The sequence below is a fragment of the Motilibacter aurantiacus genome, assembly GCF_011250645.1.
GTDB lineage: Bacteria > Actinomycetota > Actinomycetes > Motilibacterales > Motilibacteraceae > Motilibacter_A > Motilibacter_A aurantiacus.
The window spans coordinates 55,624-72,355 of the sequence record NZ_JAANNO010000008.1 but is presented as its reverse complement, the minus strand read 5'-3'; the positions used below and the strand labels follow the sequence as shown (position 1 = coordinate 72,355).

Sequence of the window (16,732 nt, the reverse complement as noted above, 5' to 3'; positions counted from 1 at the left end):
GTGCCGTCGGTCGCCCGGGCTTGGGACAATCGGCCCGTGACCGGCACCGTGCTCGTCGTCGAGGACGACGACAACATCCGCGCCGTGCTCCGCATGGGGCTCGAGGACGAGGGCTACTCCGTCCACGAGGCGGCGACGGGGGAGGCGGCGGTGGGCATGATGCGCACCGACCCGACCGAGTTCATGATCGTCGACGTCATGCTGGGCGGCATGGACGGGCTGGCCTGCATCCGCTCGGTCCGCGGGTTCAGCGACATCCCGATCGTGGTGATCAGCGCGCGCACCGGCACCGACGACGTCATCGCGGGGCTCGAGGCGGGGGCGGACGACTACGTGCCCAAGCCGTTCATGGTGCGCGAGGTGGTCGCACGGCTGCGCGCCCTCCGCCGCCGGCTGAGCCGGCAGGCCCGCCCCGGTGCCCCTGCCCCGGCCGGCCCACCGCCCGTGGTCGTGATCGACGGCGCCGACGAGCTCGTGCTCTCCCCGGAGGAGGGCGTCCTGCGCCGCGGCGAGCTGCGGGTGCACCTCACGACCACCGAGTTCCGGCTGCTCTGCGAGCTCGCGGACGCCGGCGGCCGCGTCGTGAGCCGGCAGGACCTGCTCGCGCGTGTCTGGGAGCACGGGTTCTACGGCGACGAGCGGCTGGTCGACGTCCACGTGCGCAGGCTCCGGCTCAAGATCGAGCCCGTCCCGGCCAGCCCGCGCTACGTGGTCACCGAGCGCGGGCTGGGCTACCGCCTTGTCACCGCCTGACCAGGCCCCCGCGCCCCGGCGCGGGGCGCTGCTCGCCGGCCTGCGCGGCCGGGTCGGGGCGGCCGTCGCCGGCGGGGCCGTCCTCGTCTGCGCGGTCTTCGCGGTCGCGACGTACCTCATCGCCCGGCAGGTGCTGACCGCGCAGCGCCAGGACGCGGCCCTGCGCCAGGCGTACCTCGACGCCCGGTTCCTCCGCTCCGAGCTCGGCACCGCCGGCACCTCGCCCGCCGACGCGCTCGACGCCCTGGACCCGCAGGGGGCGACGGCCGTGCTGCTGCGCCGGGGGGACGAGTGGTACTCCTCGTCGTTCACCCTGGACGCCGACGCGGTGCCCGCCGCCCTGCGGCCGGCCGGGGGGCTGCGCAGCCCGGCGTACCTGCCGGCCCGGGTGGACGACGAGCTGGCCCTGGTCGTGGCCGTTCCCGTCCCCGCCGTGGACGCCACGGTCTACGAGATCGCACCGCTGGAGGAGCTGCAAGGGACGTTGCGGGTCCTCGCGACGCTCCTCGCTGCCGGCACCCTCGTCGCCGGCGTGCTGGGCGCCCTCCTCGGACGGTGGCTGGGGCGGCGGGCGCTGCGCCCGCTCGAGCCGATGCGGGCGACCGCGGCCGCGATCGGCGCCGGGGACCTCGGGCGCCGGTTCCCGGCCACGTCCGACCCGGCGTTGAGCGGGATCGTCACCGCCTCCAACGCCATGGTCGGGCGGCTGCAGGAGCGGATCGAGCGCGACGCCCGCTTCGCCGCGGACGTCAGCCACGAGCTGCGCTCGCCGCTCACCACGCTCGCGGCCAGCGTGGAGCTGCTCGAGGCGCGCAACGACGGCCCGCCCGAGCGCCGGCGGGAGGCCCTCGACCTCGCCCACGCGGAGCTCGGCCGGTTCCAGCGGCTGCTCGAAGGGCTGCTGGAGCTGGCCCGTGCCGACGCCGATCCGCGCGACGCCGTCGCCGACGGCCAGCTGCTGGACCTCGGAGACCTGCTCCGGCACGTCCTGCGTGAGTCCGGGCGCCCGCAGGGCCTGCTCGACGCGCCGGCGGGCCCGCTGCGGGTGCGCGGCGACAAGCTGCGGCTCGCGCGGCTGGCGGCGAACCTGCTCGACAACGCCGACCGGCACGGGGGCGGGGCCACGGCCGTGACCCTCCGCCGGGACGAGGAGCGCATCGTGCTGACCGTCGACGACGCAGGCCCTGGGGTCGCCCCCGCCGACCGGGAGCGCGTCTTCGAGCGCTTCGCGACCGGGGGCGGCCCGCGCGCATCCAGCGGCGGCACAGGGCTCGGCCTCGCGCTCGTCGCGGAGACCGTGGCGGCGCACCACGGCACGGTGCGGTGCTGCGAGAGCCCGGCCGGCGGCGCGCGCTTCGTCGTGGCCCTTCCCCTGGCCGCCCCGTGACCAGGAGGGCCGCGGGCGCGGTCGTGGCGGGCGCCGTGCTGGCCGCCGTCACGCTCGCCGGCTGCGGGGTCCGGGAGGGACGCGCCCCGACGTACGTCGACCCGGAGGCCGTGCCGTACGGCCTGCTGGCCTCCCCCCTCCCGGGCGGGGGCCCGGCCGCGTCCGGCGAGCGCCTCGCCGGCGGGCCGGCGGTCTACTTCGTGCGCGACGGGCGGCTCGAGCCGACGGCGGCGCCGGCGCGCAGCGGGACCGGCCTCGACCAGCTCGACCAGTTGCTCGCCGCCCTGGCCTCCGGCCCGACAGCGCCCCAGCTGCAGCGCGGCATCGGGACCGCGCTCCCTCCGGGGGTGGCGCTGCGGGTCAGCGCCGTGCGGGAGGGGGTGGCGACCGTCGACCTGTCCGGCGAGCTGCGCGGCCCCGACGTGGACCAGGGGCCGCTCGCCGTCGCGCAGATCGTCTTCACGGTCACGTCCCTGCGCGGCGCCGAGCGCGTCGTGCTCACCCGTGACGGCTCCCCGCTCTCCGCGCCGCTGCCCGACGGGTCACTGGTGGACCGGGCGCTCACCGCGTCGGACTACGCCGCCGGAGCCGGCGGGTAGCGCGGAGGCGGCGCGAACGTCGCCCAGCCGCGGCGTACGGAGGCCCGGCACTGCTCCTCGGCGTCACCCGCCGCGACGAACAGCGCGACGAGCGTCGGTGGGACGTGCGCCGCGAGGGCCTCGGCCGGCAGCACCCCTGTCAGCACGAGGCTGACGACGCCGTGGCCGAACAGCCACTGCCGGGTGGCGACGTCCCGCGGCTCGACCGCCTCGTGGAAACGGCCCTGCGTGCGGGCGCGCTCGGCGCAGCCGACCAGCTGCCCGAACGTCGCGCCCGCGGCGCCCGAGTCCTCCAGCTCGGCGGCGGCGTCGAACATCGCCCGGTAGAGATGGGGGAACTCGAGTGCGTTCGTCGCGTACGCCGCCCCCAGCGCTGCGAGGTCGCGTACGGGGTCGCGGGTGCGCTTGACGCCATCCAGCCGCGATGCGAGCCGGCCGAAGCCCTCCTGGCGGACCGCGGACCAGAGCCCGGGCATGCCGCCGAAGTGGGTGTAGACCGCCATCGTCGAGGCCCCCGTGCCGGCCACGAGCGTCCGCAGCGTCACCGGCTCGCGGGCGGTGAGCATGCGTGCAGCGCGCTCGACCAGCTCCGCCCGCAGCTGCGGGTCTGGACGACGAGGCATGACGGGCATTATACATAGCGTTGCTATTCGATTGTCGATCGAGGAGGACGCCATGCCCGTCGAGCTGCTCAACCCCGATGGCCTGCCGAAGCCCGAGCTCTACCGCCAGCTGGCAGTGGCGACGGGCACGCGCACGGTCTACCTGTCCGGGCAGGTGGCCCGGGCGGCGGACGGCTCCCGCGTCGGCGAGGGGGACCTCGCGGCTCAGGTGGAGCAGGCGTACGTCAACGTCGACACCGCCCTGCGCGCGGTCGGCGGGTCGTTCGCCGACGTCGCGAAGCTGACCGTCTACGTCGTCGACTGGAGCGAGGACAAGCTCGCGGCCCTGGGCGAGGGGGTGTCGCGGGCCGCTGCCCGGATGGGCGGCGACCCGACCAAGCCGGTGACCCTGCTCGGTGTCGTCACGCTCGGCGAGCCGGACCTGCTCGTCGAGGTGGACGCGGTCGCCGTGCTGCCCTGACGGCAGGGGGCGCGCGGGATCTCCACAAGCGCAGCAGTGAGTGGCTCCTTGACCATAGGGTGCCGGTCGAGCCGGCGTACCGGCCCTGCCGCGTCCGCCACGCACGTCGAGGAATCCCATGGGCCTGCTCCGCACGTTGCTCGCGCTCGCGGTCGTCGTAGGTCACACGCACCCGGTCCCCGGGCTCGCCCTGCCGGCCGGGGACGTGGCGGTCGAGGCCTTCTTCGTCATCTCCGGCTTCTACATGTCGCTCGTGCTGACCCGGAAGTACGCGGCCGTCCCCGGGCAGTGGAACCGCCTCCGTGTCTTCCTGGCCGCGCGGCTGCTCCGGCTCTTCCCGGTCTACCTCGTGGTCCTGGCCGGGACGCTGCTCGTCCGGCTGGCCCTCACCACCCGTCCCGACCCGCCCGCATGGGCATGGGCCGACTCCGGGGGCGACCTCTCGCCGTCGAGCATGGCGCTGCTCGTGCTGACGAACCTCTTCATCGTCGGCCAGGAGATCGTGACGTGGTCGGTCCTCGAGCCGGCCACCGGGCTGCTGGGCCTCACGCGCTCTGCCGCGCCGGCCGGGCAGGTCGCCGGCCACGAGTTCCTCCTCGTCCCGCAGGCGTGGTCGCTGAGCCTCGAGCTCTGCTTCTACGCCCTCGCACCGTGGCTGGCCCGGCTGCGGACGCCGCCGCTCGTCGCCCTCGTGGGCGGGAGCCTGCTGCTGCGCGCGTCCCTGCCGCTCGTCGGCCTGGACAGCCACCTGTGGAACTACCGCTTCTTCCCGGCGGAGCTCGGGTTCTTCCTGCTGGGGGTGCTCGGGCACCGGGCGTACGAGCGCTCCGGCTCCCGGGTCACGCCGCGCCAGGGCACGGCGGCGCTCGTCGCGGTCATCCTGCTCACGCTCGGGTACGGCTCGGCGGACGTGCCCTTCCAGCGTTGGGCCTACCTGAGCGCCGTCGTCCTCCTGGTGCCGCTGCTCTTCGCGGCGTTCCGGAGCTCGCGGGTGGACCGCGCCATCGGCGAGCTCTCCTACCCGATCTACATCTCGCACCTGTTGGTGCTCACGGTCGTCCTGCGCGTCCCGCACCTGCCGGACGGCGGCACCGCGGTCGCACTGGTGACCATCGCAGGCACGCTGGTGGTGAGCGCGGCGCTGCTGGTGGCCGTCGACCGACCGGTCGAGCGCCTCCGCCAGGCCCGCGTCGCCCGCTCGCTGCCTCCTGCCGGAGCGGCGCCCGCTGCGGCGGCCCCGGAGCCGCAGGCCCTGCCCTGACCGCTACGGCGCCACCAGCTCACGCGCCCGGAAGACCTCCTTGACCGCCTCGACCTCCTCGGCCGTCGGCGGGCGCATCTCGGCGCAGGGGTAGGGGATGCCGAGCGCCTCGTACTTCGCCGCGCCCATCGAGTGGAAGGGCAGCACGTCGACCCGCTCCACGTTCCCGAGGCCGGCGGCGTAGTCCGCGATCTGCCCGACGTCCTCGAAGTCCCCGGTCAGGCCGGGCACGAAGACGTAGCGCAGCCAGACCGGGACACCGAGAGCCGCGAGCCGGTGCCCGAACGCGAGCGTCGGCGCGACCTCACCGGTGCCGGTGACCTGCCGGTACAGCGCCGGGTCCCAGGACTTCACGTCGAGGAGGACGAGGCTCGTGTCGGCGAGCAGCGCGTCCGAGGCGCGGGCACCGAGGTAGCCGCTCGTGTCGAGGGCGGTGTGCAGGCCCGCGTCACGGCATTGCCTGAAGAGCGTTTCCACGAAACGCGCTTGCAGCAAGGGCTCCCCACCGCTCGCGGTGACCCCTCCGCGCGCCGCCCGCAGGAAGGGCGCGTACGACGTCACCCGGGTCATCGCCTCCGCCACCCCGGTGCGGGTTCCCCGCCGCATCTGCCAGGTGTCCGGGTTGTGGCAGTAGGCGCAGCGCAAGGGGCACCCCGCGAGGAAGAAGGTCAGCCGGGTGCCGGGGCCGTCCGCGCCGGTCACGACGTCCCACGAGTGCACGAAGCCCACTGCTGGCTCGACAGGGGTCGCGTCGGCACGGACAGCCATCCTCACACCAGCTTCTCGTGGAAGGTCCGGTTGATGACGTCGCGCTGCTGCTCGCGGGTCAGCCGGACGAAGTTGACGGCGTAGCCCGACACCCGGATGGTCAGGCTCGGGTAGAGCTCCGGGTGCTCCATCGCGTCCAGCAGCGTCTCGCGCTTCAGCACGTTGACGTTCATGTGGTAGCCGCCGGTGCCGACGTAGCCGTCGAGGACCCCCGCGAGGTTCTCGGCCCGCTCGTCGGCCGTCGTGCCGAGGCCGGTGGGCGCGATCGTGATCGTGAGGGAGATGCCGTCCTCGGCCGCCGCGAACGGCAGCTTCGCCACCGACATCGCCGCCGGCACCACGCCGTGCCGGTCGCGCCCGTTCATCGGGTTGGCGCCCGGGGCGAAAGGCTCCCCGGCCAGCCGGCCGTCCGGGGTGGACCCGGTCTTCTTCCCGTAGACCACGTTCGACGTGATCGTCAGGACCGACTGGGTGTGCCGCGCGCCGCGGTACGTCGGGTGCTCGCGCAGCTTCGCCATGAAGGTCTCCACCAGCCCGACCGCGATGGAGTCGACGGCGTCGTCGTTGTTCCCGAACGCCGGGTACTCCCCCTCGACCTCGAAGCCCGTCGCCAGCCCGCGCTCGTCACGCAGCACCCTCACCCGCGCGTGCCTCACCGCCGAGAGGGAGTCGGCCGCGACCGACAGCCCCGCGATGCCGCACGCCATCGTCCGCTCGACGTCCACGTCGTGCAGCGCCATCTCCAGCCGCTCGTACGCGTACTTGTCGTGCATGTAGTGGATGGTGTTGAGCGCGTCGACGTACGTCCGGGCCAGCCAGCCCATCATCAGCTCGAGCCGCCACTCGAGCTCGTCGGCGAACAGGTAGTTGTCGGTGATCGGCGGGAAGGCCGGGCCGACCTGCTCGCCGCTCAGCTCGTCACGCCCTCCGTTGATGGCGTAGAGCAGGGCCTTCGCGAGGTTCGCCCGCGCGCCGAAGAACTGCATCTGCTTGCCGACCTTCATCGGGGAGACGCAGCACGCGATGGCCGTGTCGTCACCGAACCGCGGCCGCAGCAGCTCGTCGGACTCGTACTGGATCGAGCTCGTGTCCACCGACACCCGCGCGCAGAACCGCTTGAACCCCTCGGGCAGCTGCGGGGACCAGAGCACCGTGAGGTTCGGCTCCGGCGCCGGGCCCAGGTTGTAGAGCGTCTGCAGGAAGCGGAACGACGTCCGCGTCACCAGGGGCCGGCCGTCCTCGCCGATCCCCCCGATCGTCTCGGTGACCCAGGTCGGGTCTCCGGAGAAGAGCTCGTCGTACTCCGGGGTGCGCAGGAAGCGGATGATGCGCAGCTTGATGACGAAGTCGTCGATCAGCTCCTGGGCCCGCGTCTCGGTGAGCCGGCCCTCGGCGAGGTCACGCTGCAGGTAGACGTCCAGGAAGGTCGAGGTCCGGCCCAGCGACATGGCCGCGCCGTTCTGCTCCTTCGTCGCCGCCAGGTAGGCGAAGTAGAGCCACTGCACGGCCTCGCGGGCGTCCTGCGCGGGACGGCTCACGTCGTACCCGTACGACCGCGCCATCTCGACGAGCTCGCCGAGCGCGCGGATCTGCTCCGACAGCTCCTCCCGCAGCCGGATCGTCGGCTCGGTGGCCTCGAGCTTGTCCAGGCGGGCCTTCTCCGCGCGCTTGGCCGCCACCAGCCGGTCGACGCCGTAGAGCGGGACGCGCCGGTAGTCGCCGATGATGCGGCCGCGGCCGTACGCATCGGGCAGCCCGGTGATGATCCCGGCCTTGCGGGCCTTCAGGATTCCGGGGGTGTAGGCGTCGAACACGCCGGCGTTGTGCGTCTTGGCGTGCTTGGCGAAGACCTCGCGCACCAGCGGGTCGAGCTCCATCCCGTAGGCCGCCAGCCCGGTCTCCACCATGCGCAGGCCCCCCTTGGGCATGATGGCCCGCTTGAGCGGGGCGTCGGTCTGCAGGCCGACCACGATCTCGTTGTCCCGGTCGATGTAGCCGGGCGCGTGGCTCGTGATCGACGACGGAGTGGTCACGTCGGCGTCGTGGATGCCGCGCCTGCGCTCCTCGGTGAAGAGCGCTTCCAGCGTCGCCCAGATCCCCTTGGTCCGGGCCGTGGGGCCGGCGAGGAAGCCGCCGTCCCCGGTGTAGGGCGTGTAGTTGCGCTGGACGAAGTCCCGGACGTCGATGCCTTCGCGCCAGGTGCCCGTCGCGAAGCCCCGCCAGGGCTCCGCCGGGTCGCGCAGCGGCGTGGGGACCAGCGGCCGGCTGGTGGTGACGGACATGACGCGCTCCTTGCCTGGATCGGGGAGAGGGGGTCAGGCGCCCGGCCGGGAGAGCCGGGCGCCTCAGGCCGTCCTGGGCCTTCCGGAGCTAGAGGAGCCAGCGGTTGCGCTGCACGATCGGCAGCCGTGCCCACCGCTTGCCCAGGCCCCAGGTGGTCCCGGCGTACGTGGCCGCCAGCACGATCAGCACGAGGGCGTAGACGACGTGGTAGTCCACCAGCGGGTTGCTCGACCGGGTCAGCTCGCCGGCCTCGTCGAACCGGGCCAGCGGCCACTCCGCCGCCCACATGAACGCCATCATCAGCGCGCCCGAGGCGGCGGCGACCCGCATGGCCACGCCGGCGACGAGCGCGACGCCGATCCCCAGCAGCCCGAGCATGAACAGCCAGTCCACGACCGGGTTGCCGGCCATCGCGCGGAACGCCGCGGCGAACGGGCCGACGTGCACACCCGACAGGAACCCCTCGGTGGGCGAGCCGCCCTCGACCCACGCCCTGCCCGCACCGGTCGAGTACCGCAGCCCGAACGCCTTGTCGGCGAACGCCCACAGGAAGACGAACCCGGTCGCGACCCGCGTGACCGCGAGCGCCCTGGTCGCCGTGTGCGTGACGATCGCTCCACGCGGGGCCTCGGCTGCCCGCTCGGCGCTGATGCCGTCCACAGCGGGCCGGCCCTGCGTCCCGAACTCCTTGGTGGCCATCTGGCACCTCCCTCTCGATGACCCCAGCGTTGCTCGGCTGGGGCCGGGTGCCATCGAGGGGAACGTCCCTCCCGCGGGGGACGTACGTCCTGTCGTCACGAGCGCCCTTGCGACCGCGTCGCCCGTCGACCGCAGGTCGGGACGTCGGCCTCCTTCTGCCCGGCAGGGGCCGGGGCGCACCGTCGGCCGAGCAGCAGGAGGCGGCAGCAGGGCCGCCCCCGGCACCTCGAGGAGGAGCGGCGACGGCCGGTCGGTGCCCTCGTTCCTCACGGGCCCGTCGCTGCTGCGGGACTACCTGGACTACCTGGACTACCTGCAGCTGTCCGACGACGGCGTCGGTCTGACCGGCGCCGCCCGTGCTCAGCTCCGGCCGGAGACCGTGCCCACCGCCGCGGGACGGGCACCGCCTCGGCGCCTGACCGCCTGCTCGGCCGAGGGACCTGCGGCGGAACCGTCGGGACGTAGGTCCCTTCGGCGTGCGCCGTGCCGGCCGTAGCGTCGACGGCGAGCCGACGAAGCGGAGCAGCCCGATGACCGAACGTGCAGCACCACGCCTCTCGGCGACCCGGTGGGCCGCCCCACCCGGGCGGCTCGCGCTGGACCGGGAGCAGGTCGCCGGGAACCCGCGCTGGGTCGCCCGGGACCGCTGCGGGGTGGTCGCGCTCGCCCCGACGCGCGAGGCGCTGGCACCGCCGCTGCGCCTGCGCAGGCGCACCTGACGCGCTCGGGCGCGGACGGCACGACGCCCCGCCCGCCTATGCTCGACGACAGCTGACGAACCGGGTTCCTGGAGGGCTGACCATGCGGGTTTTCCTTCTGGACGACCACGAGATCGTCCGGCGCGGTATCCGCGAGCTGCTCGAGGGCGAGCCCGACATCGAGGTGATCGGGGAGTCCGCATCGGCTCAGGAGGCGATCCGGAGGCTGCCCGCGCTGAAGCCCGACGTCGCGGTCCTCGACGCGCGCCTGCCCGACGGCTCGGGCGTCGACGTCTGCCGTGAGGCCCGCTCACGGCTGCCGGAGCTGCGCGCCCTCATCCTGACGTCCTTCGACGACGAGGAGGCCATCTTCGCGGCGATCATGGCCGGCGCGGCCGGATACGTCCTCAAGGACATCTCCGGCGACGACCTGCTGGACGCGATCCGCCGGGTCGGTGCCGGCCAGTCCCTCCTCGACCCGGCCGTCACCGCGCGCGTGCTGGCGCGGGTACGCGAGGGCAAGCGCGAGGACAAGCGGCTCGCCGGCCTGACCGACCAGGAGCGCCGGGTGCTGGAGCTGATCGGCGAGGGGCTGACGAACCGGCAGATCGCCGAGCAGATGTTCCTCTCGGAGAAGACCGTCAAGAACTACGTCACGAGCCTGCTGGCCAAGCTCGGGATGGAGCGGCGCACGCAGGTCGCGATCCTGGCGACCAAGCTCGAGCGCTGACGTACGCGTACGCCCCCCGCACCGGCGCCGCCCGGCTGCCGCCCGCTCAGGCCGCGGGCGGCACCAGAGCGAGGGGGAGCTGCGGGTGAAGCGAGCGCACGAGCACGGTCCCGGCGTCGAGGGCGACGAGGGCCTCGGCCTCGCGGGCCAGGTCGACCTCGTCGCAGAAGGCGGCATCGGCGCCGTCCGTTCGACGGCTCGGCGCCCACACCCGGGCCGCCACCAGTCCCACGCCGCGCAGGGCTGCCTCCTGCCCCGCGAACAGCGCGGCCGCGCGCGAGCCGGCGGAGCCGTCGATGCCGACGACCACGGGGCCGCGGCGTCCGCCGCCGCGCCTGCCCGCGACGACGGGGGTGCGCAGCCGGCCGGCGAGGTGACGGCTGACCGAGCCCCCCGAGAAGCCGCTCGACCGCGCCTGCTGCGTGGGGGCCGAGGACCACGATGTCGGCGTCGCCGGCGGCCCGGCCCAGGCATCGGCAGGAGACGCAGGGCTGAAGGCGAGCTGCACCGGAACGTCCGGAGCCATCCGGGCCACCTGCCGTTGCACGGGCAGCAGCAGCTCGCGGGCCGCCTGCTCGGCCTCGTGCGGGGCGTAGGCGGGCGGGACCAGCACCGGGCCGACGACGCGGGCCCGGGCCGGCAGTGCCGACAGCAGCCGCACGTCTCCGCCGCACGGCCGCACGTGCTCGGCCGCCCAGTACGCGGCCTGCTCGGCCTTGTGCGAGCTGTCCACGCCCACGAGCGCCGTTAGGCATCCCTCTCAGGCCTGCGCCGACAGGGTGACGCGGGCCTGGCCCGGGTTCGGCGTGCGGCCGCTCCGGCCGGCCTGCTCGACGCGGTCCGCTCGCGCACCGGCCTCCAGGCCTGTCCGCGAAGCTCTCGTCACCGCGTCGTACGTCATGCGCGACCACCTCCGCCACCACGCTCGCTGCACCGCAGGCCCGGCACCAGGGGACTTGGTCCCGCACGGAGCTGCCCTCCGGCACCTGCGTCGTACGCCGGGCAGGGCGACGCTGGGTCTCAGGTCGAACCGTAGGAGATGGTCATGACAGGAAACGCGCTTCTCGTGTGGGCGACCGTGGCGGCAGCGCTCAACGTCGCCCTCGCCCATCGGCTCGCCCGGGCGACGGAGGCGGCCGCGCGCTGCTGATCCCGTCGCGCGCATCGTCCTGAAACCGCATTCGCACTATCCGCTTCGTACGTCCAGGAGGCCTGGATGAGCCATCAGCACGGGACCGTGGTCGTCGGGGTCGACTTCTCCCACGAGAGCGAGCGCGCCGCGGAGTGGGCGGCCGCTCTCGCCGACCGGCGCGGGATCGGCCTGCACCTGCTCCACGCCGAGCCGGTCCGCCAGGTGCTGTCGGCGGCCGCGGCGTGGGCGCTTCCCGCCGACGACCTGCGCCGCCTCGAGGATGCGGCCACGACGGGACTGGCTCGACTCGCCGCACGGCTGACAGCGGCACACCCGCCGCTGCCGGTGACGACACGGGTGTGCGACGGCTATCCCGTGGACGCGCTCCTCCAGGCGGGACGGGACGGCACGGTGCTCGTCGTCGGCTCGACCGGCCGGTCGGCGCTCGCCCGGGTGCTCGTCGGCTCGGTCGGGCAGCACGTCGCCCAGCAGGCGCGGTGCCCCGTCGTCGTCGTCCGTGGCAGGGGCGTCGTCCGCCGGGGACCGGTCGTGGTGGGCGTGGACGGCTCGCCGTCCGCGGAGGAGGCGGTCGCCTTCGCCGTCGAGGAGGCGGCGCTGCGCCGCGTGCCGTTGCGCGTGGTGCAGGCGTGGCAGCCGCACGAGGCCTACCAGTACGGCGCCTGGGCGGTCGTCGGCCCGAGCGCGCAGGACCTGGAGCAGGCCGCCAGGACGTCGCTGGAGCAGGCGCTGACCGGATGGCAGGAGAAGCACCCGGAGGTCGAGGTGGAGCGCGTGGTGCAGGCCGGCCACCCGGCCGAGGCTCTGCTGACGGCAGCGTCCTGCGCCCAACTGCTCGTCGTGGGATCGCACGGGCGCCACGGCCTGTCCCGGGTGCTGCTCGGCTCGGTGTCCGCGGCCGCCGTCCAGCACGCCGACTGCCCGGTCGCGGTCGTCCGTCCGGTCAGGGAAGCGGCACCGTCCAGGCCACCCGGGTCCCCGTGACCGCTCTGCCGTCGGGCCCGAGGCCCGTACGCGGTCGCGCGTCGAAGGCCCCGCCGTGGGCCTCGGCGCGCGTCCGCATGTTGGCCAGCCCGCTCACGCGCGCCGGCCGGCCGATGCCGCGCCCGTCGTCGAGAACTTCCAGCCGCAACTGCCGGCCCGCCTCGCCGGGCGGTGTCACGCTCAGGACCACGTCCACCGCGCCGGCCCCGGCGTGCCGCGCCGCGTTCGACAGCGCCTCGCGCAGGACGGCCAGCAGGTCGCCGACGACCTCGTCGTCGACCTCGTCCAGATCGCCCTCGACGGCGAGCCGCGGCATGAAGCCGAGCAGGCTGGAGGCGGCGGCGACCGCCGCCTCCACGTCCGCGTGCAGGTCGCCCTCCCCCGGCCGGCTGTGCAGGCGGTGGATGGTGCTGCGGATCTCCGCGGACGTGGCGGCGAGGTCGTCGACCGCCTGCCGGGCCCGGCGCGCCCGCTCCTGCGCAGGCAGGGGGCTGTCCTCCTTCGTCAACGGCCCCAGCGAGAGCCCGACGGCGAAGACGCGCTGGACCACCAGGTCGTGCAGGTCACGCGCGATCCGGTCGCGGTCCTCGTAGACCGCGAGCCGGGCCCGGTCGGCCTGGCCGCGGGCCAGCTCGAGCGCCAGCGCCGCCTGCTCGGCGAAGCCGGCCGCCATGACCACCTCGCTGTCCGCCACGAGAGTGGCGGAACTGCCGGGCAGCCGGCCGAGGACCATCGCCCCGACGGTCGTGCCGCCGACCCGCATGGGGACGACGAGCAGGTCGGCGAAGTCGGGCCAGCCCGGACGCGGGCCGTCGGCGGGGCGCAGGACCTCTCCCGCGTGCGCTCCGCCCGTCACCGCGACCGGTGCCCCGCCGGCCATGACCGTGGCCAGCGCCCCGGACAGCTCGAGCTGGGCGCCGTCGAGCACCTCGGCCCCGGTCCCGTCGGCCACCTCGACGAGAAGCCCGTCCTCGTGGGGCAGCAGGATGGCTGCGGCGTCGATCTCACCCACCTCGCGGGCACGTCGGGCGACGAGGAGCAGCGCGTCGTTGCGCGGCGCAGAGCTGAGCAGTGCGGCCGTGATCTCCGCGGCGGCGGCCAGCCAGCGCTCCCGCCGGCGGCTGAGCTCGTACAGCCGGGCCTTGTCCACCGCGGTGCCGGCCGCCGCCGCCAGCGCGACGACCACCTCCTCGTCCACCTGCGTGAAGTGGTCGGCGTCGAGCTTCTCGGCGAGGTAGAGGTTGCCGAAGACCTCCTCCCCCACCCGGAGCGGCACGCCCAGGAAGGACCTCATCGGCGGGTGGTTGGCCGGGAACCCGTACGACTCGGCGTGGCGGCTGATGTCGTCGAGCCGTAGCGGCTCCGGGCGCTCGATCAGCAGGCCGAGGACACCGCGTCCACGCGGCAGCGGCCCGATCAGCCGGTGCTCGGCCTCGTCGATGCCGTGCGTCACGAACTCGACGAGGCTGCGGTCCGGCCCGATGACGCCGAGCGCGCCGTAGCGCGCCCCCGCCAGGTCGCAGGCAGTCTCCACGATCGACTGGAGCACCGACCGGAGGTCCAGGTCGGCGCCGACCGCGACGACCGCGTCGAGCAGAGCCCGCATCCGCCGCTGCTCGGCCCGGACGGCGAACGCCCGGTCACGCAGCTCGCCGAGCAGGTCCTCCAGGTCCACCGTCGACAGCGCGGGAAGCCGCCGGCGCTCAGAAGGCTCGTCCACGCGCCCGATGCTAGGCGCGGGCTCGTCCGCCGCCGTCATCCCTGCAGGCGGCGAACCGCGACGTCGGGCAGCCGCGCCGGCGCCACGCGCAGCGCGGCATCCCCCACCACGAGGTCGTTGCCGCGGTGCGCCACCCGGCCCAGGTCGAGCTCCGCGACCTCGGGATGGGCGTCGACCAGCGCGGCGACTCGGCAGACGAGGGCGGCGAGGGCGGGCCGGGAGACGGCCGGCGCGTCGAGATCGCCCGGCAGCCCCGGCGGCCGCAGCTCGTCGAGCATGCGCGCGGCGTCCTCGCGGGTGAGCGGCACCAGCCGGAACGCCCGGTCGGCGAGCCGGCCGACGCGACCGGCCGTCACCACCGGGCCGAACTGCGGGTCCTGCGCGGCGCCCACGGTCACGGACGACTCAGGCGCGGGCGCCTCCCGCTGCCGGCACCCGAGGATCCCGTACGCCGCCAGCACCTCCTCCACCTCCGGCGGCGACAGCCACCGCCCGTCCGGGCACTCCTCGAGCACCGCCGCGACCAGCGCCCGGACGGGCGCGGCCTGCACAGCCGGCGCGCGCACCCGCCCCACCGGGCGGCTGCGGACGTCGGCGTACGCCGCGGCCGTCGCGAGCGCACGCGCGGCCGGCTCCGGGAAGCCGAAGACGGGCAGGAACCTTCCGCTCCCGGCATCGGGAAGGGGGATCGATCCCGCGGGGGCCGCGAGGGCCACGAGCAGCACGGGCTTGTCGGCCTGCGCTCCCGCGGCGGCCACCGCGGCCGTGACGTCGTCCGTGACGTGCTCGAGCGTCTCGGCGACCACCACGAGCACGGCGTCGACCTCGTCGCAGCGCAGGAGCGCCCGCAGGCCGGCGGCGACGGCGGCGGGGGACGCGGCCGCGCCGAGGTCGACCGGGTTCATCGTGGACACGGCCTTCGGCACGTCCGCGAGCAGCCGGGACTGCGCGTCCACCGAGAGCTCCGCGACCGCGAGCCCGGCAGCGGAGGCCGCGTCGGCGGCGAGCACCCCCGGGCCGCCGGCGTTGCCGAGGACCGCGACCCTGCGCCCGCGCGGGAGGGGCTGCCCGGCGAGCACGCGAGCGCTGTCGAGCAGGTCCTCCACCGTGTCCATGCGGAGCACGCCCGCCTGCCGGAAGAGGGCGTCGACGACGGCGTCGGAGGCAGCGGCCGCCGCCGTGTGCGAGGAGCCGGCCCGCCGTCCCGCGGCGGTGCGCCCGGACTTGAGGGCGAGCACCGGCTTGTGCCGGGAGACGCGGCGCGCGATGCGGGCGAACTTGCGCGGGTTGCCGAAGGACTCGAGGTAGAGCCCGATCACGGCGGTCCGTTGGTCCTGCTCCCAGTAGAGCAGCAGGTCGTTCCCGCTGACGTCGGCCTTGTTGCCGACCGAGACGAAGCTCGAAACCCCCACCCCGGCACGGGCCGCGGCGTGGAGCAGTGCGGAGCCCAGCGCCCCGGACTGGGAGCCGAGCGCGAGCGTGCCCTGCAGCCCCGGCAGCCGCCCGGGAACGGCGTGGAGCCGGACGGCCGGATCGGTGCTCAGCACCCCGAGGCAGTTCGGCCCGACGACGCGCATCCCGTGGTGCCGCGCGATCGCGACGAGCTCGGCCTGGGCCTCGGCCCCGTCGGCACCGGTCTCCGCGAACCCCGCCGACACGATGACGGCTGCACGGACACCGCGTTCCCCGCACGCCTGCAGGGCCTCCGGCACTGCGGGGGCGGGAACCGCGACGACCGCCAGGTCAGGGGCGACCGGGAGGTCCCGTACGTCGTGGTGGACCCGGACACCGTGCAGGTCGCCGTCCGCGCGGCCCACGGCGTACACGTCACCTGTGAAGCCTGCTTCGGTGACGCAGCGCAGCAGCTCGTTGCCGACCGAGCCCGGGCGCCGTCCCGCGCCGACGACGACCACGGAGCGCGGCGCCATGACCGGCGCCAGGCTCCGCACCCCGGCCCTCCGCTCCCGCTCGTCGACGGCCGCGATCGTCGACTCGTCCGGCAGGACGCTGCAGGTGACGTGGACGCTCTCCTGGTCGACCTCGCGGGTGACGGCGAAGCCGAGGTCGTCGAACACCCGCAGCATCGCGACGTTCTCCGCGAGGGTCTCGGCCACGAAGCGGCGGACCCCGTGGGCGCGTGCGTCCGCGGCAAGGTGCTCGAGCAGCAGCGTGCCGATGCCGAGGCGCTGGCGGGCGTCGCTGACGAGCAGGGCGACCTCGGCCTCGTCGGCTCCCTCGCGCACCCAACCGGCCACCCCGATGAGCGCGTCGCCCTCGACGGCGACGAGCGCCTGGCCGTCCGGCTCCCGGGTGCCGAGCAGCAGGTCGACGTACGCGGCCGAAGCCCCGCGCCCCGCGGTGAAGAAGCGCAGGTAGTTGCTGCGATCGGACGCGTCGGCGTGCAGGGCGAGCAGCGCGGAGCGGTCCGCACGAGCGGCAGGGCGGATGCGCACGAGGCGCCCGTCGGCGCGCACCACCGACACACCGCGCCCCCCGCCTGCCGGCGGGCGCGTGGTGAGCACGGTCACCGCCGTTCCCCGAGCACGTCCGTGGGTGCCATGCGGTCGAGAGTGCGTGACGGCACGGCCGCCCGCCCAGGGACCAAGGGCCTGTCCTG

The 16,732-nt window shown here is 75.0% G+C and carries 16 protein-coding genes; 8 read left to right on the top strand and 8 right to left on the bottom strand.

The genetic code is table 11. The features are described 5' to 3' along the window. Positions 1–36: 36 nt before the first annotated feature. From G9H72_RS23075 to G9H72_RS14740, 3 genes are read left to right on the top strand one after another with little or no spacing between them, the layout of a single operon-like run. Positions 37–753, top strand: coding sequence for a response regulator transcription factor (locus G9H72_RS23075; RefSeq protein ID WP_166172399.1), 717 nt, complete (start codon positions 37–39; stop codon positions 751–753). Beyond that, positions 740–2,140 carry a sensor histidine kinase gene (locus G9H72_RS14745; protein ID WP_166172397.1) on the top strand — a complete coding sequence of 467 codons (1,401 nt, stop codon included), beginning with the start codon at positions 740–742 and terminating at the stop codon, positions 2,138–2,140. The genes G9H72_RS23075 and G9H72_RS14745 overlap by 14 nt, the downstream gene beginning before the upstream one ends. Continuing rightward, entirely contained in the window at positions 2,137–2,739 is a 603-nt protein-coding gene (locus tag G9H72_RS14740) for a GerMN domain-containing protein (protein WP_166172395.1), read from the top strand. Before G9H72_RS14745 ends, G9H72_RS14740 begins: the two co-directional genes overlap by 4 nt. On the opposite strand, the gene G9H72_RS14735 is transcribed toward G9H72_RS14740, so the two are convergent. Continuing rightward, complete coding sequence (locus G9H72_RS14735) at positions 2,715–3,362, bottom strand: TetR/AcrR family transcriptional regulator (RefSeq protein WP_196791239.1); 648 nt, start codon at positions 3,360–3,362, stop codon at positions 2,715–2,717. The genes G9H72_RS14740 and G9H72_RS14735 overlap by 25 nt on opposite strands. A 52-nt stretch (positions 3,363–3,414) precedes the next feature. On the opposite strand from G9H72_RS14735, the gene G9H72_RS14730 reads away from it, so the two are divergent. Then, positions 3,415–3,822, top strand: coding sequence for a RidA family protein (locus tag G9H72_RS14730; protein WP_166172393.1), 408 nt, complete (start codon positions 3,415–3,417; stop codon positions 3,820–3,822). A 118-nt stretch (positions 3,823–3,940) separates the two neighbouring features. Then, positions 3,941–5,083 (top strand): acyltransferase family protein, encoded by a 1,143-nt coding sequence (locus G9H72_RS14725; RefSeq protein ID WP_166172391.1) that lies wholly within the window; start codon positions 3,941–3,943, stop codon positions 5,081–5,083. A gap of 3 nt (positions 5,084–5,086) precedes the next feature. On the opposite strand, the gene pflA is transcribed toward G9H72_RS14725, so the two are convergent. From pflA to G9H72_RS14710, 3 genes are all read right to left on the bottom strand, one after another. Continuing rightward, positions 5,087–5,851, bottom strand: coding sequence for a pyruvate formate-lyase-activating protein (pflA, locus tag G9H72_RS14720; protein WP_166172389.1), 765 nt, complete (start codon positions 5,849–5,851; stop codon positions 5,087–5,089). A 2-nt stretch (positions 5,852–5,853) separates the two neighbouring features. Beyond that, positions 5,854–8,133: a formate C-acetyltransferase gene (pflB, locus tag G9H72_RS14715; protein WP_166172387.1), complete on the bottom strand. Its 2,280-nt coding sequence runs from the start codon at positions 8,131–8,133 to the stop codon at positions 5,854–5,856. Positions 8,134–8,221: 88 nt separating this feature from the next. After that, complete coding sequence (locus G9H72_RS14710; RefSeq protein WP_231127057.1) at positions 8,222–8,833, bottom strand: hypothetical protein; 612 nt, start codon at positions 8,831–8,833, stop codon at positions 8,222–8,224. Positions 8,834–9,363: 530 nt separating this feature from the next. On the opposite strand from G9H72_RS14710, the gene G9H72_RS14705 reads away from it, so the two are divergent. Both G9H72_RS14705 and G9H72_RS14700 read left to right on the top strand, forming a co-directional pair. Then, positions 9,364–9,552, top strand: a complete 189-nt coding sequence (locus G9H72_RS14705) for a hypothetical protein (RefSeq protein WP_166172385.1) — start codon at positions 9,364–9,366, stop codon at positions 9,550–9,552. A gap of 82 nt (positions 9,553–9,634) precedes the next feature. Then, positions 9,635–10,261 (top strand): response regulator, encoded by a 627-nt coding sequence (locus G9H72_RS14700; RefSeq protein ID WP_166172383.1) that lies wholly within the window; start codon positions 9,635–9,637, stop codon positions 10,259–10,261. A 46-nt stretch (positions 10,262–10,307) separates the two neighbouring features. On the opposite strand, the gene G9H72_RS14695 is transcribed toward G9H72_RS14700, so the two are convergent. Together G9H72_RS14695 and G9H72_RS14690 are read right to left on the bottom strand one after the other, a co-directional pair. Then, entirely contained in the window at positions 10,308–10,994 is a 687-nt protein-coding gene (locus tag G9H72_RS14695; protein ID WP_166172381.1) for a universal stress protein, read from the bottom strand. A 27-nt stretch (positions 10,995–11,021) separates the two neighbouring features. Then, complete coding sequence (locus G9H72_RS14690) at positions 11,022–11,162, bottom strand: hypothetical protein (RefSeq protein ID WP_166172379.1); 141 nt, start codon at positions 11,160–11,162, stop codon at positions 11,022–11,024. A 315-nt stretch (positions 11,163–11,477) separates the two neighbouring features. Between G9H72_RS14690 and G9H72_RS14685 the strand changes: the two genes are divergently transcribed. Beyond that, positions 11,478–12,395, top strand: coding sequence for a universal stress protein (locus tag G9H72_RS14685; protein WP_166172377.1), 918 nt, complete (start codon positions 11,478–11,480; stop codon positions 12,393–12,395). On the opposite strand, the gene G9H72_RS14680 is transcribed toward G9H72_RS14685, so the two are convergent. After that, positions 12,355–14,154 carry a sensor histidine kinase gene (locus G9H72_RS14680; protein ID WP_166172375.1) on the bottom strand — a complete coding sequence of 600 codons (1,800 nt, stop codon included), beginning with the start codon at positions 14,152–14,154 and terminating at the stop codon, positions 12,355–12,357. The genes G9H72_RS14685 and G9H72_RS14680 overlap by 41 nt on opposite strands. After that, positions 14,151–16,643 carry a bifunctional acetate--CoA ligase family protein/GNAT family N-acetyltransferase gene (locus tag G9H72_RS14675; RefSeq protein ID WP_166172373.1) on the bottom strand — a complete coding sequence of 831 codons (2,493 nt, stop codon included), beginning with the start codon at positions 16,641–16,643 and terminating at the stop codon, positions 14,151–14,153. Before G9H72_RS14675 ends, G9H72_RS14680 begins: the two co-directional genes overlap by 4 nt. Between the last annotated feature and the right edge of the window lie 89 nt (positions 16,644–16,732).

Bases quoted from the DNA above. Each gene is read 5' to 3' on its own strand.
- G9H72_RS14735 (WP_196791239.1), bottom strand. From the start codon at position 3,362: ATGCCTCGTCGTCCAGACCCGCAGCTGCGGGCGGAGCTGGTCGAGCGC.
- G9H72_RS14730 (WP_166172393.1), top strand. From the start codon at position 3,415: ATGCCCGTCGAGCTGCTCAACCCCGATGGCCTGCCGAAGCCCGAGCTC.
- G9H72_RS14725 (WP_166172391.1), top strand. From the start codon at position 3,941: ATGGGCCTGCTCCGCACGTTGCTCGCGCTCGCGGTCGTCGTAGGTCAC.
- pflA (WP_166172389.1), bottom strand. From the start codon at position 5,851: ATGGCTGTCCGTGCCGACGCGACCCCTGTCGAGCCAGCAGTGGGCTTC.
- pflB (WP_166172387.1), bottom strand. From the start codon at position 8,133: ATGTCCGTCACCACCAGCCGGCCGCTGGTCCCCACGCCGCTGCGCGAC.
- G9H72_RS14710 (WP_231127057.1), bottom strand. From the start codon at position 8,833: ATGGCCACCAAGGAGTTCGGGACGCAGGGCCGGCCCGCTGTGGACGGC.
- G9H72_RS14705 (WP_166172385.1), top strand. From the start codon at position 9,364: ATGACCGAACGTGCAGCACCACGCCTCTCGGCGACCCGGTGGGCCGCC.
- G9H72_RS14700 (WP_166172383.1), top strand. From the start codon at position 9,635: ATGCGGGTTTTCCTTCTGGACGACCACGAGATCGTCCGGCGCGGTATC.
- G9H72_RS14690 (WP_166172379.1), bottom strand. From the start codon at position 11,162: ATGACGTACGACGCGGTGACGAGAGCTTCGCGGACAGGCCTGGAGGCC.
- G9H72_RS14685 (WP_166172377.1), top strand. From the start codon at position 11,478: ATGAGCCATCAGCACGGGACCGTGGTCGTCGGGGTCGACTTCTCCCAC.
- G9H72_RS14680 (WP_166172375.1), bottom strand. From the start codon at position 14,154: ATGACGGCGGCGGACGAGCCCGCGCCTAGCATCGGGCGCGTGGACGAG.